The organism is Rhizobium sp. R634, from assembly GCF_002211305.1.
GTDB lineage: Bacteria > Pseudomonadota > Alphaproteobacteria > Rhizobiales > Rhizobiaceae > Rhizobium.
The window spans coordinates 1-14740 of the sequence record NZ_LOKW01000011.1; the positions used below are offsets into that span (position 1 = coordinate 1).

The following is a 14740-nucleotide window of genomic DNA, read 5'->3' on the forward strand; positions in this document are numbered from 1 at the left end:
TTAGAACGAAAGACTTCGTCGCCAGCAGCGCCGCCGCCCTCGTTCAGTGAGTGGGCTTATAGAACCAACCCCTTTTCTAAGTCAACAGCCATACCAAAAGTTTTTTGACAATTTTGTAACGGGTTGATTCGGAACATGTTTTTACCCGCCGGCATTATCCACAGGCCGCCCTTTCAGGCCGGATCCGCGAAAATTCTTTTATCAACCGGTCAAAAATCCGCTGAAAACCCGTCGTCAGCCGCCGAAAGATAACGAAAAAACAGCGTCTTGAGCGGATTTATGGTTAACGGAGGATGAAAGCGCCTCGGGCCAAGGCGCTTTAAATTTCCGTCACAAATCAACGGCTGCCATTTCGGAACCTATCGCCGTCTGAGGTGTTGTCTTTCCCATTGAAGAAAGGAGACCGACATGGCTGCCAATACCGATGATATCAGGACATCTGTAAGCAAGGACATCGCAGCACTCCAGCAAGAAGTCTCGCGCTTGCAGAAGATGATTTCCGCGCAGGGCGCCGAAGCTTATTACGAGGTGCGCGGCCGCGCCGGCAAGGTTTATGAAGATGCCCTTCCCCGTGCGAAAAACGCCGTGGCCCAGATCCGGGCCGAAGGGGCCGCTGCCGCCGGGGCCGCTCGTGAACACGCGGCCGCGACCACCACTGCATTGATGCTGGCAGGGGCGCTTGGCTTTCTCGCCGGATATCTGCTTGCCGGCAGTTCGCAGCCGCAGCCCCGCCATTGGTGGCGCTAAAACGCCGATCCGCTGAAAATCAGTATTTTTACGCACCCACCGATCTATTTTTCGGCAGGGTGCGTAAACGCTTATGTCTCAGAAAAACCAATTTTTAATGGCAGTGGTGGGAACATAAAAAACTACAGGGAGGACGACACATGGAAAACAAGAGGGCCAATTGCATCATTGAAGTCAGCGTCGACGGCGCCAATGGCCGTTACGCGGTCGGTATCATGAACATGCGTCAGGCGCTCGAACTGCCGGAAATGCCAAGTTTATCCTACACACACCCGGATCCGGCCAAGGCCGCCGCCGGTATCGTTGTCAGCCGCAAGGAATTGGCCGGTTTCATGGCCTGCCGCTGAAGATCGCACGATCGATCATGCCTGACGGCGCTTTGCCCCAAAGCGCTGATGTTTTCTTGTGACGCCCGCTTATCCTGGGTTTTTAATCACCTTGCTGGCCTCCTTGCGCTGTTCATGCCAAGAGAAGGCATTCGAAGACAGCACAAGGATGGCAGATGAGGGAGCGGCGTCCACCGCACAAGACGCGCGAGCGCACAAAGCCGGCCGCCGACGCCGCAGCCAAGCGAGTCACCATCCCACGCGCCCTATCCAAGCTCGGTTATTGTTCCCGTACGCAGGCCGAACGGCTGATCGCCGAAAACCGCGTCGCAGTCGATGGCCGCAGGGTCACCGATGCCTCCGCATGGGTCGATCTTTCCACAGCAAGGATAACCGTCGACGGCCGCCTCGTCGCCGCCGAGGCGAAAATCTATCTCATGCTCAACAAGCCGCGCGGGCTCGTCACCACCCGGGACGATCCCGAAGGCCGGCCGACGGTCTATGATTGCCTCAAGGATTTCGACATCCCGCACCTCTCCCCCGTCGGGCGGCTCGACAAGGCGAGCGAAGGCCTGCTGCTGTTCACCAACGACACGGAATTCGCCCAGATCCTGCTCGATCCGGTCACGCATCTGACGAAAACCTATCATGTGCAGATCGATCGCCTCATGGACGACGAGGCGATAGCCGCCATGACGTCAGGCATCCGCCACGACGGCGAGCTGCTGACGGCAACCGCCGCGCGGCGCCTGCGCCAGGGCGACAAAAATTCATGGATCGAGGTGGAGCTCGACGAAGGCCGCAACCGCCAGATCCGCCGCATGCTGGAGGCGCTCGATACCGAGTGTCTGCGGCTCGTCCGCGTCGCGATCGGCGGGCTCGAACTCGGCGAGTTGCCGAAAGGCGCCGTGCGTGCGCTGACCGAAGCCGAATTGCAGGGGCTACGCCGGAAAGCCGGCCTGGAAAGGACGAGGCGCAATTGACCGATGTGACTGATATGGCGCCGCACGATTTCTGGCAGGAGCTTCATCCGCCCGGCAAATTTGCCGAGCAGAAGGAGTTCACCTCCTTCTATATCGCCGCATTGGAAGACGGCCGCCAGCTTCGCCTGCCGATCCGGGTGCTCGCCGATGGCGATCATGCCCTCGCCTCGCTGATCGTCAACCAGGCGAGCTTTGCCGTGCTCGATGCCCTTGTCGAGAGCCTCGCCGAAAAGATCAGGCCCATGCGGATCGATATCGTCGCGGGCCTGCCGACTCTCGGCCTGACACTGGCCGCCGCGGTCGCGCAAAAGCTCGGGCATGGCCGCTATGTCCCGCTCGGCACATCGCGCAAATTCTGGTACCGCGACGAGCTCTCCGTTGCCCTGTCCTCGATCACCACGCCGACGCAGCAGAAACGCCTCTATATCGATCCGCGCATGCTGCCGCTGCTTGCGGAACGGCGCGTCGCCCTGATCGATGACGTCATCTCCAGCGGCGCCTCGATCGTCGCCGGTCTTGAGCTGCTTGCCGCCTGCGGCATCGAACCTGTCGCCATCGGCGCGGCAATGCTGCAGTCGGAGCGCTGGCGCGAAAAGCTGGCGGCGGCCGGGCCGCAATGGGCGGCGCGCATTGCTGGCGTCTTCGCAACGCCGATGCTGGAGCGGAACGCCGCGGGCCGGTGGCAGGTAGCACGGCTCTAACGAAATCTCGGGATTGAATCTTGCCGGCCGGCACCGCTTTATAGCGCACCGGACGAGCACAGTCCGGCTGACACATGCATACGGGATCCGCCCATGTCGTTTGAACAAGCATCCCTGCTGGTCCTTCTGCTGGCGATGCTCATTTTCTTTTCGCTCGATCGCATCCGCATCGAGATCGTCTCGATCGCCGGCCTGCTTGCCGGTTATGCGCTTGGTCTTTATCCAGCCGATCAGATCTTCACCGGCTTCGCCAGCCCCGTCGTCATCACCGTCATCGAAATCCTGCTGATCGTTCAGGTGCTTGCGCGCGCTAAGCTCTTCGACAGCCTTGCCACCCGCTTCGCGGCCGCTAAGCCCTCGCGCTTCAAAGTCATATCAGGCACGTCCTCGCTCGCCGGTTTCATTTCCATCTTCATGAACAATATCGGCGCCTTCGCAATTACGCTGCCGGTAGCACTCGGGCTCGGCACGGCGCTTGCCATTCCCCGTCGCCAGATCGTCATGCCGCTTTCCTTTGCGGCGCTGCTCGGCGGCATGGTTTCACTGATCGGCACGCCGGCCAATCTGCTTGTCAGCGATGGGCTCGCCAAGGCAACGGGAACGGGCTTTCGCTTTTTCGATTTCGCCTATGTCGGCCTGCCCGTGGCGATCGCCGGCATTCTTCTCATTGCCTTTCGCGTGCAGCGTCTGTTTCCGGAACCTGACGAAGCACCGGCCACGATCTCTTCAATTGCACGCCGCATTGTCGTCGAGCGTCGCGTTCCCGATGCCTCGCCGCTGATCGGCGTACGGCTTTCCGAGTGTTCGGCGCGTTTCGGCATCAAGCCGCACGCCCTGATCCGCGCCGACAATTTCGTCTTCGGTCCGCTCGACCAATCGGTGATCGAAGCCGGCGATGTGCTGCTTGCCGAAGGTGGCGATACCACCTTTGCCGGCCTCTCCGCCGCGCAGACGCTGCTGGCCGATGCCCACCCGGACGGAAATCAGGCGGATTTCGCCCGCGTCGAAAGCGTCGTCATGCCGGAAAGCACGCTGGTCGGCTCACGCATCCGCTCGCTCGAAGTCTTTCACAGCCGCGGCGTCGCGGTCACCGCTCTGTCCATGCGCGCGCCGCGCATCGAGGGCCGCTTTCTCGATCTGCAGCTATCGATCGGCGATATATTGACGCTGGAAGGATCGCGCACGGCGATCGCCGAAGCGCTTGATGAAAGCGAGTGTCTGCCGCTCGCTCAGACAGTGCCGGTCGAACCTGTCGTGCTCTCATGGCGGCCTTTCGCGCTTTTTGCCGGCGGCGTCGCCGCCTCCGCGGCCGGCCTGCATCCCGACATCGCCTTTGCCTGCGTCATCCTCGCGCTCGCCCTGCTCAACCTCCTGAACATCCGTCAGGCCATGGCCGATCTCAACTGGCCGATCATCATCATGCTCGCGGCGATGATCCCGATCGGCCAGGCAATGGCCACCACCGGAGCGGCCGAAACCATTGCCGGCTGGCTGAGCCTCGTGGTGCCGATCGCCGATCCTTTCTCCGGCATCGCGCTCATCCTCTTCCTCGCCATGGCATTGACGCCCTTCGTCAACAACGCGACGGTCGCGATCGTGCTGACCCCGATCGCGCTGGAATTCGCAAAGGCCGGACAGCACGCGCCGGATGCCTATCTGATCGCCGTTGCCGCCGGTGCGTCGCTCGATTTCCTCACCCCCTTCGGCCATCACAACAATACGCTGGCGATGGGCATAGGCGGCTACCGCTTCGGCGACTTCCTGCGCGCCGGCTGGCCGCTCACCGTCGCATGTTATGGCCTTGCTTTGTTTTTCCTGGCCCTGTTCTGGCTGTGATGCGATAGTTGGGCTCGACTTGACTTCCCCGGCAATGAAACTAGAGCAGGAAGCCGTCAGCCAACCACAAGGACAGTCGAGCGCCGTGCGAATCCTCTCCGAAGCCCATTTCCCGGAACTGCCGAACTATTATCGCGGCAAGGTGCGCGAGAATTACGACCTTCCGGACGGACGCCGCATCATCATCAGCACCGACCGGCTGAGCGCTTTCGACCGCATCCTTACCTGCATTCCCTATAAGGGTCAGGTGTTGACGCAAACAGCGCGCTATTGGTTCGAAGCGACGACGGACATCTGCCCGAACCACGTCCTCGACTATCCCGATCCGAATGTCGTCATCGGCAAGCGGCTCGACATCCTGCCGGTCGAGATCGTCGTGCGTGGTTATCTTGCCGGCACCACCGGCACCTCAATCCTGACGCTCTATAAGAAGGGCGAGCGGGAAATGTACGGCATGCGCCTTCCGGACGGCATGCGCGACAACCAGATTCTACCGGAGCCCGTCATCACGCCGACCAGCAAGGAATTCGATGGCGGCCATGACGAGCCGCTGACGCCTGCCGAAATCGTCACGCGCGGCCTCCTGACAAGCCAACAGTGGGAAACCTTGTCGGCATACGCGCTCGCCCTCTTCGCCCGCGGCCAGAAGATGGCGGCCGAGCGCGGCCTGATCCTCGTCGATACCAAATATGAATTCGGCACCGATGGCGACGGCAACATCATCCTCGCCGACGAGATCCACACGCCGGATAGCAGCCGCTACTGGCTTGCCGAAAGCTACCCGGCAAGTTTTGCGGCTGGAAAGCGGCCGGAAAGTTTCGACAAGGATTTCGTCCGCGCCTGGGTGGCGGAGCGTTGCGATCCCTACAAGGACGAAATTCCGGAAATTCCCGTCGAACTGATCGAGCAGACCTCGGGCGTCTACATCAGGGCCTATGAGGCGATCACCGGCGAACGCTTCGTTCCCGACGATAGCCGCGAGACGCCGCTTACCCGTGTCCGAAACAACCTCGCCCGCTATTTCCCTTGAAAAAGGACGACGCACGAAGCCGCCGGGCCGAGCATCGGCTTGGCAGCTCTCGTGTAGTCGCGCTAGCATAAGCAAAAAGGGATACCGGGCGCGGCCCGGCGGGGAGCAGATGGCGAGAAGGCCGAGGCGCAAGGCCGAGGAAACGCGGCGGGACATCCTCTGCATGGCGGAGATGCTGTTTCGCGAGCGCGGCTATGTCGCGGTGTCGATCGCCGATATCGCCGGCGCGCTCAACATGTCGCCCGCCAATGTCTTCAAGCATTTCCGTTCCAAGGTCGCACTGGTCGATGCCATCGCCGGACGCCATCTCGACAATGCCGCCGAACGTTTCGTCCCTCTCGACCAGGACATGCCCGCGAAAGAGCAGCTGCTCCGCTTCGTGCTGCGCCTGCTCGAGGGTCATCTGCAGGATATACAGAAGAGCCCTTACATCTTCGAAATGGTGCTTTCGACCATCGAGGCCAAACTCGAAGCCGGCAATCGCTACCGCGCCCGTATCGAGGAAAAACTCAGCGAGATCATTCGCAAGGGCATGGCGGAAGGACGCTACCAATGTCGCGAGCCCGAGCGCGCGGCGCATACCGTCGCCGATGTGCTGGCCTGCGTGCTGCATCCTATCCTCATCGTCCGCGACGACAAGGAGACGCTGGTGCAGCGCGCCGGGGAAATCGTCGGCTTCGTCGATGCCGCACTGCAAAATAACGCTTGCTAAGTGACGATTGCTGACTTACGTCACTTCGTAAAGCTTTTCTTAGACTCGGGTGTAATGGCATCTGAAGCCAGATCAATCCTGACGCTTATATAAGCCTGCGCTCGGCCCGGCCGAGCCCGTGGATCGAACGGCAATTGCCACCGCATGGGAATTCAAGAATGATACGGCGTGCCCTGCTCATTTCCTCGGCCCTCCTGGCCGGCGCCTTGCTTGGCGCCTGCAGCGACAACGCCAGCAAACCGGCCGGCAATGCCGGCGCAGGCGCGGCGCAGCAGGCAGCGCCGGTCGGCGTGGTGGCGCTGAAGAAGGCTAGTTTCCCTGTTACCACGATCCTTCCCGGCCGCGCCGAATCCTTCCAGACGGCCGATATCCGGCCGCAGGTGAGCGGCATCATCCGCGAGATCGCCTTCAGGGAAGGCGGCGAGATCAAGAAGGGTGACCTTCTCTATCAGATCGAGGATGCGCCCTATATTGCCGCGGTCGAGCAGGCCAAGGCGGCAATCTCCAAGGCCGAGGCGAGCGTGCCGAGCGCTGAAAGCAATCTCGAACGCTACCAGCGCCTCGTCGGCAGCGGCGCCACGCAGATCGAATACGAGACGGCCAGGACGACGCTTCTCCAGGCGAAGGCCGAGGTCGAGTCGGCAAAGGCCGCCCTTTCCGCCGCGCAGATCGACCTCGATCACACCAAGATCGTCGCACCCTTCGACGGCATCATCGACCAGACCGCCTATAATGTCGGCAACGTCGTCTCGGCCAACCAGACGACGGCGCTGACGACGATCCGCCAGCTCGACCCGATCTATATCTCCCTGACGGAATCGAGCACCAACCTGCTGCGGCTGCGCGATGCCATGGCGGCCGGCGACATCAAGGGCGCGGAGAACGTCGCTTTCCACCTGATCCTCGAAAACGGCAAGGAATATAACCAGCAGGGCAAGCTCGACATGTCGAAGCAGGTGGTCAGTGAGACCACAGGCACCTTCATCATCCGCGTGCTCTTCCCCAATCCCGATCGCGTCGTCCTGCCCGGCATGTATGTCCGTGCCACCGTCGAACTCGGCGCCGAGAACGGCTACGCGCTGCCGCAGCTCGCAACGAGCCGCGACGCCAACGGCCGGCTGACGGCGCAGTTCATTTCAGCCGACGGCAAGGTCGAAACCCGCGCCTTCGAGAACAGCTCGCCCTCCAACAATTCCTGGCTGGTGACCGAAGGCATCAAGGACGGCGATCAGCTGATCGTCACCGGTCTGCAGTCGGTGACCGCAGGCATGCCGGTAACGCCGGTCCCGATGAAGATCAACGACAACGGCGTGGTCGTGCCTGCCGAGCAGCCCGCGGTCGGTGACGCAGGAAAGCCCGCAGCGAAATAATCGCTTCGGGTTTGCATCGTCACTGTCTCAGCCGCACAGGAACAACCGATGGCCAAGTTTTTCATCCGACGTCCGATTTTCGCCTGGGTCATTGCGATCACCATCATGCTCGCCGGCCTGCTGGCGATCTACACCCTGTCGATTTCGCAATATCCCGACATCGCCCCGACGACGGTCCGCATCAACGCCACCTATCGCGGCGCCAGCGCCGAGACCGTCGAGAAATCGGTGACGACGATCATCGAGGACGGCATGACCGGCCTCGACGACCTCACCTACATGACCTCGACCTCGTCGACCGGGTCGGCCAGCGTCCAGCTCACCTTCGGAACCAGCATCGATCCCGATATCGCCCAGGTGCAGGTGCAGAACAAGCTGCAGCTCGTCCAGTCGCAGCTTCCGGGTGATGTCATCGATGCCGGCATCAGCGTGACCCGCTCGACTTCCAGCATCCTTCTCGTCGGCTCGCTCGTTTCGACCGATGGTAAGCGCAGTTCGGTCGATCTTGGCAACATCATGTCGACCTCCGTCGAGGATCAGATCCAGCGCCTGGAAGGCGTCGGCAGTATCAACGTCTTCGGTTCGGGATACGCCATGCGCGTCTGGATCGATCCCTTCAAGCTCTTGAAATATCAGCTGACGCCAAGCGACGTCACGGCAGCGATCCAGGCGCAGAACACCCAGGTTTCCGTCGGCTCGCTCGGCGCCCAGCCGACGATTCCCGGCCAGCAGCTGAACGTCACCATCACGGCGCAAAGCCAGCTGACCACCGTCGCCGATTTCGAGCATATCATTCTGAAGGTCGAAAAGGACGGCGCGACGGTGCGCCTCAGCGACGTCTCGCGTATCGAGATCGGCCAGGAAAGCTACGGCGGCAGTTCGCGCTACAACGGCCTGCCCTCCAGCGGTTTCGCCGTCAATCTGGCGATCGGCGCCAACGCCATCGATACCGCCGCCCGCGTGCGCTCGGCACTCGACGTCATCGGCCGCACTCTGCCGGAAGGTGTGAAGATCACCTATCCTTACGACACCACGCCCTTCGTGGAACTGTCGATCGAAAAGGTCGTGCATACGCTGATCGAGGCGATCGTCCTCGTCTTCGTGGTGCTGCTCGTCTTCCTGCAGAATCTCCGCGCGACGCTGATCCCGACGATTGCCGTTCCCGTGGTGCTGCTCGGCACTTTCGGAGTGCTGGCGGCGACCGGTTATTCCATCAATACGCTGACGATGTTCGCCATGGTTCTGGCGATCGGCCTTCTCGTCGACGACGCGATCGTCGTCGTCGAAAACGTCGAGCGCATCATGTCCGAAGAAAAGCTTTCGCCGCTCGAGGCGACGGAAAAATCGATGGGCGAGATCACCGGCGCCATTGTCGGCATCGCGCTGGTGCTGACCGCCGTCTTCATTCCGATGGCCTTCTTCGGCGGTTCGACCGGCATCATCTACCGCCAGTTCTCGATCACCATCGTCTCGGCCATGCTGCTGTCGGCGCTTGTCGCCATCGTGCTAACGCCGGCGCTCTGCGCCACGATGCTGAAGCCGGTCACCGAACACAGGAAGCACCGCGTCGGCGACTGGTTCAACCGCAACTTCACGCGCTCGACCAACGGTTATGTCAAGACCATCGGCTATCTCCTGAAGCGGCCGATCCGCGTCATGCTGGTCTTCCTTCTCGTCGGCGCCGGCTGCGCCTACCTCTTCACCCGCCTACCAAGCTCGTTCCTGCCGCAGGAAGACCAAGGCGTGCTGCTGACCATCGTCACCACGCCACCGGGCTCGACCACACAGCAGACCCAGGCGGTCGTCGAGAAGGTCGAAAATTACTACCGGGAAAACGAGAAGGATGCCGTCGAGTCCGTCTTCGGCGCCCTGGGCTTCGGCTTCAGCGGCTCCGGACAGAACAGCGCCATCGTCTTCACCAAACTCAAGGACTTCTCGCAGCGCACCGATCCTAATCTGAGTGCACAGTCGGTCGTCAATCGGGCGCTGCGCAGCTTCTTTGCGATACGCGAGGCACAGGTCTTCGCGCTTCTGCCGCCGGCGATCCAGGGCCTCGGCGTGTCGAGCGGCTTTTCCATGTATCTCGTCGATACCGGCGGCCATGGCAACGATGCTCTGACGGCCGCCTCCAAGCGGCTCATCCAGATGGGCAACTCGTCGGGCAAGGTCGTGGCGCTGCGCAGCAGCAACAAGGAAGTCGAGCCGCAGATGCGCATCGTGCTCGATCAGGAAAAGATCGGCGCCATGGGCGTCGACATCGCCTCGGTCAATTCGATGCTGTCGATCATCTTCACCGGCCGCGACGTCAACGACTTCACGCTGAACGGCGAGATCAAGCCGGTCTATGTCCAGGGCGACGCGCCCTTCCGCATGCAGCCGGACGATCTGAACCACTGGTATGCCCGCAACACTTCAGGCGAAATGGTGCCCTTCTCCGCCTTTACCAAAACAGAATGGGTGAAGGGCGCACCCTCGCTTGCCCGTTTCAACGCAGTCAGCGCCATCCCGCTCGACGGCGCTTCGGCTCCCGGCGTGTCCTCCGGCGATGCGATGAACGAAATGGAAGCGCTGACCGAACAGCTCGGCGGTGGCTACACGGTCGCCTGGCAGGGCATCTCCTATCAGGAGCGCCTTTCCGGCTCGCAAGCGCCGATGCTCTATGCGATTTCCGTTCTCGTCGTCTTCCTCTGCCTGGCGGCGCTTTACGAAAGCTGGTCGATCCCCTTCTCGGTGATCATGGCGGTGCCGGTCGGCATTCTCGGCGCGCTGGCGGCGGCAACGCTTTTCGGCCAGGCGAACGACGTCTATTTCAAGGTCGGCCTGCTGACCACGATCGGGCTTGCGGCGAAGAACGCGATCCTGATCGTCGAATTCGCCAAGGACCGGATGGAAAGCGGGCTGGGACTCTACGAGGCGACGCTGGAGGCTGCGAGACTACGCCTGCGGCCGATCATCATGACCTCGCTCGCCTTCATTCTCGGCGTCGTGCCGCTGGCCATCGCGACAGGCGCGGGCTCGGCGGCGCAGAACGCCATCGGCATCGGCGTTCTCGGCGGCATGCTCGCGGCGACGCTGCTCGGAATTTTCTTTGTGCCGCCCTTTTTCGTCGTGATCCGACGCATCTTTGCCACACGCGGCAAAAATGCGGCATCAGTGTGATATAAATGCACTGTGATAATGCTGTTCCGATTGCTACATTGCGCCCGACTGCTTCGGAGTGTGTGTTATTGGTAGAACGAGGCGCGGCGGCCGATAGTGAAGCATGAAGCTTCGGACAAGAATTGACTTGCTCGAGTACAGGAAGAAATGAATGGTATCTCTTCGTTTTGCCACACCGGCATTATTGTTATTACTGTCGGGCTGTGTTGTAGGCCCGGATCATGCTCCTCCTGAAATGCCGCTGCCCGCCAAATTCGGAGAAGGCGGGACGAAGAGTGTAGGTGATGTTGCTACCGCAGCCTGGTGGACCGCCTTCAACGATCCCAAACTGAATGGCTATGTCCAGGCCGGCCTCGACCAGAACCTCAGCGTCCAGCAGGCGATCGAACGCATCAATGCGGCGTCCGCCAACGTCACCACCGCCGGTGCCGGCGGCCTGCCGAACCTGACGGTCGGCGGCTCGCACACGGTCAGCGGCCAGAGGGGCGAGCTGCGCACGCAGTTCGACACGCGCAACACCAGTGCCGGCGACGTCCAGCTGAGCTGGCTGCTCGATCTCTTCGGTCTCTACAAGCGCAGCACCGAGAGCGCGCTCGCTTCGCTCGATTCCGCCTACGCATCTGCCGATGTCGCCAAGCTGACCCTGGTGCAGGATCTCGTCTCGAGCTACATCGACGTTCGCTACTATCAGCAGCGCCTGGCGCTTTCGAGGGCCAACCTGAAGTCTCGTCAGGAAACCTACGAACTGACCAAGTTCCAGCTTGAGGCCGGCGCCGCCTCGCGTCTCGATGTCGTCCAGGCCGAAGGTCTCGTCCAGTCGACGCTTGCCGAAATCCCCGGCCTCGAAACCAACATCCGCATCTCGGCCCATCACATCGCCACGCTGCTCGGCCTGCCGGCCTCGGCTCTCGTCGACGAATTGCTGAAGGGCCGTGGCCAGCCGGTATTCCGCGGCGGCATCAATTCCGGCATCCCGGCAGACCTGATCCGCAACCGTCCGGACATTCGTGTCGCCGAACGGGACCTCGCCGCAGCAACGGCCAATATCGGTGTTGCCGAAGCGCAGCTTTACCCGAGCATCTCGCTCAGCGGTTCGATCTCGCCCTCCTACATCAACCAGCGCGGCATTCATGGCGACCTGACCCCGTGGTCCTTCGGTCCGACCCTCAACCTGCCGATCTTCGACGGCGGCCGTCTGCGTGCCAACGTCAAGTCAGCACAGTCCACTGCTGCCACCGCCTACCTCAACTGGAAGTCCACGGTGCTGACCGCTGTCGAGCAGGTCGAGAACGCGCTTGCAGCCGTCCGGCGCGACGCCCAGACGGTCGCCGCCCTTCAGGCTCAGGTGAAGACCACGCAGGAAACGCTCGAACTTTCCACCGCATCCTATAAGGACGGCGCCTCCTCGCTGCTCGACGTTCTCGACGCGCAGCGCCAGGTCTCGCTCGCCCAGGCAAGCCTTGCCCAGGCCGTCCAGCAGATGGCCAAGGACTATGTCTCGCTGAACATCGCAGTCGGCGGCGGCTATGCTCCCGGCGGCAAGACCACCGTACCGGTGAAGGTTGCTCCGGCAAAAGCCAAGAGCTGATTGGCATTGCCTTTCTGGAAAATACCAAGCCCCGCGATCGTCTCGCGGGGCTTTTTTCATGCGGCTTCGCATGGGATAATTGCGCAGCAACGGAATTTGGATTCGACAAGCGGCGATCGCTGATATAGGACTGATTAAACGATTAATCAGGCGACCTGAAATGGCTTCATCGCGCCCGGGACCCAACCTCAGCAGGATAGCGACCTCGCTCGGCGTCTCGATTGCCACGGTCTCCAACGCGCTTTCCGGGAAAGGCCGGGTCTCCGACCAATTGGTCGAAAGAATTCGCGAGCATGCCGCCGAACTCGGTTATGTCCCGAGCCAGGCCGGCCGGGCGCTCAGGACCGGCCGTAGTGGCGTTCTCGGCCTGGTGCTGCCCGATATCGCCAACCCACTGTTCCCGAAGATCGCACAGGCGATCGAATTCGCAGCCTCCGCCGCGGGCTATGGCGTGCTGATCGCGGATTCCCGCGGCGATGCCGCCGCACAGGCCGAGGCGATCAACCGTCTGGTCGAACGTGGCGTCGATGGCATGGTCGTCATTCCGCGCCGCGCCACCCGCATTACGTTTGCCGCCTGTCCGGTCGCCGTCATCGACACGCCTTCGACGCCGGGCAACACCGTTTCCGCCGATCATTGGCAGGGCGGGCGTGAAATCGCCCTCCATCTCGCCGATCTCGGTCATCAGCGCATCCTCATTATTGGCAACAACCAGGAATCCAGCGTTCAGAACGACCGCGCCGGCGGCATCCGCGCTGGTCTCCGCCCCGGCATGCAGGCTGAAACCCTCTGGATCGACAAGCTGGAACGGGATGGCGGCAACGGCTGTCCGCTCGGCCTGGCCGAAAGGGCGAGGCAGGGTTTTACCGCTTTCGCGGCCCTCTCCGATCTGCAGGCGCTGCGCGCGCTGACGGAGCTGCAGCAGGCCGGCATCAATGTTCCCGCCCATGTCAGCGTCACCGGCTTCGACGACCTCATCTGGTCGCCCGTCGTCACTCCGTCGCTGACGACGGTCAGGATGGACATGGACAGGATTGCCGGGATCGCCGTCTCGGCCCTGGCGGATACCATAAGCAAAAGCCGCGCCCGGGAAGGCGTGCTCGTTACCGCGGAGATCGAACGCGTCGCAATGCAGCTGATCGTCCGCCAATCATCCGGGCCTCGTGAACCCGGCACTAAAAACCTCAGAGATGGAGAACATGTAAGATGAAAAAAGCTCTCATTGCCTCGGTGGCGCTTGCAGCGCTGTCCCCGCTTGGCGCGGCTGCCGCCGAACGGACGCTGACCATATCCGTCTATGCCTTCGCGCAGGACGATTTCAAGACGCTGGTCTACGATCCCTTCGAGGCCCAATGCGGCTGCAAGCTGGTGGTGGAAACAGGCAACAGCGTCGAGCGCCTGGCCAAGATGGAAGCCAACAAGGCCAATCCCGCCGTCGATCTCGCCGCCGTTTCGATGGCGGATGCGCTGGCCGCCTCGCGCGCCGGCCTGATCGACAAGATCGATACCGCCAAACTTTCCAATTTCGCCAAGCTTTACGACGTCGCCAAGGATCCGAATGGCGACGGCATGAGCGTCGGCTATACATTCTACGCCACCTCGATCGCCTATCGTTCCGACAAGATGAAGATCGAATCCTGGGCCGATCTCCTGAAGCCGGAATATGTCGGCCATGTCGCCTTCCCCAATGTCACCACCAACCAGAGCCCGCCGGCGCTCTATATGCTGGGGCTGGCGCTCGGCAAGGATACGCCCGATCTGAAGGGCCCGATCGAAGCCTTGGGCGAGAAGAAGGACGACGTCGTCACATTCTACGAAAAGTCCTCCCAGCTCGTGCAACTCATGCAGCAGGAGGAGATCTGGGCGGCTCCCATCGGCCGCTTCTCCTGGGCAGGCTTCACCAAGCTCGACGTGCCCGTTGCCTGGGCAACCCCGAAAGAGGGTCAGACCGGCGGCATGAACGTGCTGGTGCTGACCAAGGGTTCGAAGAACCAGGATCTTGCCATGCAGTTCATGGACTTCTGGCTTTCGACCGAAACCCAGACCAAGCTCGCCGAAAAGCTGATCGACAGCCCCGCCAACAGCGAGGTCAAGCTTTCCGAAGCCGCCGCCAACAACCTCACCTATGGCGAGGAGACGGCCAAGAGCCTCAAGCTGATCCCGTCCGCCATCGCCCTCGACAATCGCGCCGGCTGGCTGAAGACCTGGAACGACAAGGTCGGTCAATAAGCCGCTTCTGAAACCGGTCCCGGCCTTCTCGTCGGGGCCGCCCTCCTCTCCCGGAAAGG

The 14740-nt window shown here is 61.8% G+C and carries 11 protein-coding genes and 1 pseudogene; all 12 read left to right on the plus strand.

The genetic code is table 11. The features are described 5' to 3' along the window. Window positions 1-408 precede the first annotated feature (408 nt). Window positions 409-747: a hypothetical protein gene (locus tag ATY77_RS13705; RefSeq protein ID WP_088687792.1), complete on the plus strand. Its 339-nt coding sequence runs from the start codon at window positions 409-411 to the stop codon at window positions 745-747. Window positions 748-887: 140 nt separating this feature from the next. After that, complete coding sequence (locus tag ATY77_RS13710) at window positions 888-1094, plus strand: hypothetical protein (protein WP_088678037.1); 207 nt, start codon at window positions 888-890, stop codon at window positions 1092-1094. Window positions 1095-1249: 155 nt separating this feature from the next. Further along, window positions 1250-2056, plus strand: a complete 807-nt coding sequence (locus tag ATY77_RS13715; protein WP_088687793.1) for a pseudouridine synthase — start codon at window positions 1250-1252, stop codon at window positions 2054-2056. A gap of 14 nt (window positions 2057-2070) precedes the next feature. Continuing rightward, on the plus strand, window positions 2071-2757 hold the full coding sequence (locus ATY77_RS13720; RefSeq protein WP_088687794.1) for a phosphoribosyltransferase: 687 nt from the start codon (window positions 2071-2073) through the stop codon (window positions 2755-2757). A gap of 93 nt (window positions 2758-2850) precedes the next feature. Then, complete coding sequence (locus tag ATY77_RS13725; protein ID WP_088687795.1) at window positions 2851-4593, plus strand: SLC13 family permease; 1743 nt, start codon at window positions 2851-2853, stop codon at window positions 4591-4593. Window positions 4594-4678: 85 nt separating this feature from the next. Beyond that, on the plus strand, window positions 4679-5623 hold the full coding sequence (locus ATY77_RS13730; protein WP_088687796.1) for a phosphoribosylaminoimidazolesuccinocarboxamide synthase: 945 nt from the start codon (window positions 4679-4681) through the stop codon (window positions 5621-5623). A 109-nt stretch (window positions 5624-5732) separates the two neighbouring features. Beyond that, on the plus strand, window positions 5733-6335 hold the full coding sequence (locus ATY77_RS13735) for a TetR family transcriptional regulator (protein WP_088687797.1): 603 nt from the start codon (window positions 5733-5735) through the stop codon (window positions 6333-6335). Window positions 6336-6493: 158 nt separating this feature from the next. Beyond that, on the plus strand, window positions 6494-7705 hold the full coding sequence (locus ATY77_RS13740) for an efflux RND transporter periplasmic adaptor subunit (RefSeq protein ID WP_088687798.1): 1212 nt from the start codon (window positions 6494-6496) through the stop codon (window positions 7703-7705). 48 nt (window positions 7706-7753) lie between these two features. Further along, entirely contained in the window at window positions 7754-10864 is a 3111-nt protein-coding gene (locus tag ATY77_RS13745; RefSeq protein ID WP_088687799.1) for an efflux RND transporter permease subunit, read from the plus strand. Window positions 10865-11015: 151 nt separating this feature from the next. After that, window positions 11016-12452: an efflux transporter outer membrane subunit gene (locus ATY77_RS13750; RefSeq protein ID WP_088678029.1), complete on the plus strand. Its 1437-nt coding sequence runs from the start codon at window positions 11016-11018 to the stop codon at window positions 12450-12452. Window positions 12453-12612: 160 nt separating this feature from the next. Next, a pseudogene (locus ATY77_RS13755) lies at window positions 12613-13657 on the plus strand (LacI family DNA-binding transcriptional regulator). A gap of 1 nt (window position 13658) precedes the next feature. Beyond that, window positions 13659-14681 (plus strand): ABC transporter substrate-binding protein, encoded by a 1023-nt coding sequence (locus ATY77_RS13760; RefSeq protein WP_088687800.1) that lies wholly within the window; start codon window positions 13659-13661, stop codon window positions 14679-14681. The last annotated feature ends 59 nt before the right edge of the window (window positions 14682-14740 follow it).

Bases quoted from the DNA above. Each gene is read 5' to 3' on its own strand.
- ATY77_RS13705 (WP_088687792.1), top strand. From the start codon at position 409: ATGGCTGCCAATACCGATGATATCAGGACATCTGTAAGCAAGGACATC.
- ATY77_RS13710 (WP_088678037.1), top strand. From the start codon at position 888: ATGGAAAACAAGAGGGCCAATTGCATCATTGAAGTCAGCGTCGACGGC.
- ATY77_RS13715 (WP_088687793.1), top strand. From the start codon at position 1,250: ATGAGGGAGCGGCGTCCACCGCACAAGACGCGCGAGCGCACAAAGCCG.
- ATY77_RS13720 (WP_088687794.1), top strand. From the start codon at position 2,071: ATGGCGCCGCACGATTTCTGGCAGGAGCTTCATCCGCCCGGCAAATTT.
- ATY77_RS13725 (WP_088687795.1), top strand. From the start codon at position 2,851: ATGTCGTTTGAACAAGCATCCCTGCTGGTCCTTCTGCTGGCGATGCTC.
- ATY77_RS13735 (WP_088687797.1), top strand. From the start codon at position 5,733: ATGGCGAGAAGGCCGAGGCGCAAGGCCGAGGAAACGCGGCGGGACATC.
- ATY77_RS13740 (WP_088687798.1), top strand. From the start codon at position 6,494: ATGATACGGCGTGCCCTGCTCATTTCCTCGGCCCTCCTGGCCGGCGCC.
- ATY77_RS13745 (WP_088687799.1), top strand. From the start codon at position 7,754: ATGGCCAAGTTTTTCATCCGACGTCCGATTTTCGCCTGGGTCATTGCG.
- ATY77_RS13750 (WP_088678029.1), top strand. From the start codon at position 11,016: ATGGTATCTCTTCGTTTTGCCACACCGGCATTATTGTTATTACTGTCG.
- ATY77_RS13760 (WP_088687800.1), top strand. From the start codon at position 13,659: ATGAAAAAAGCTCTCATTGCCTCGGTGGCGCTTGCAGCGCTGTCCCCG.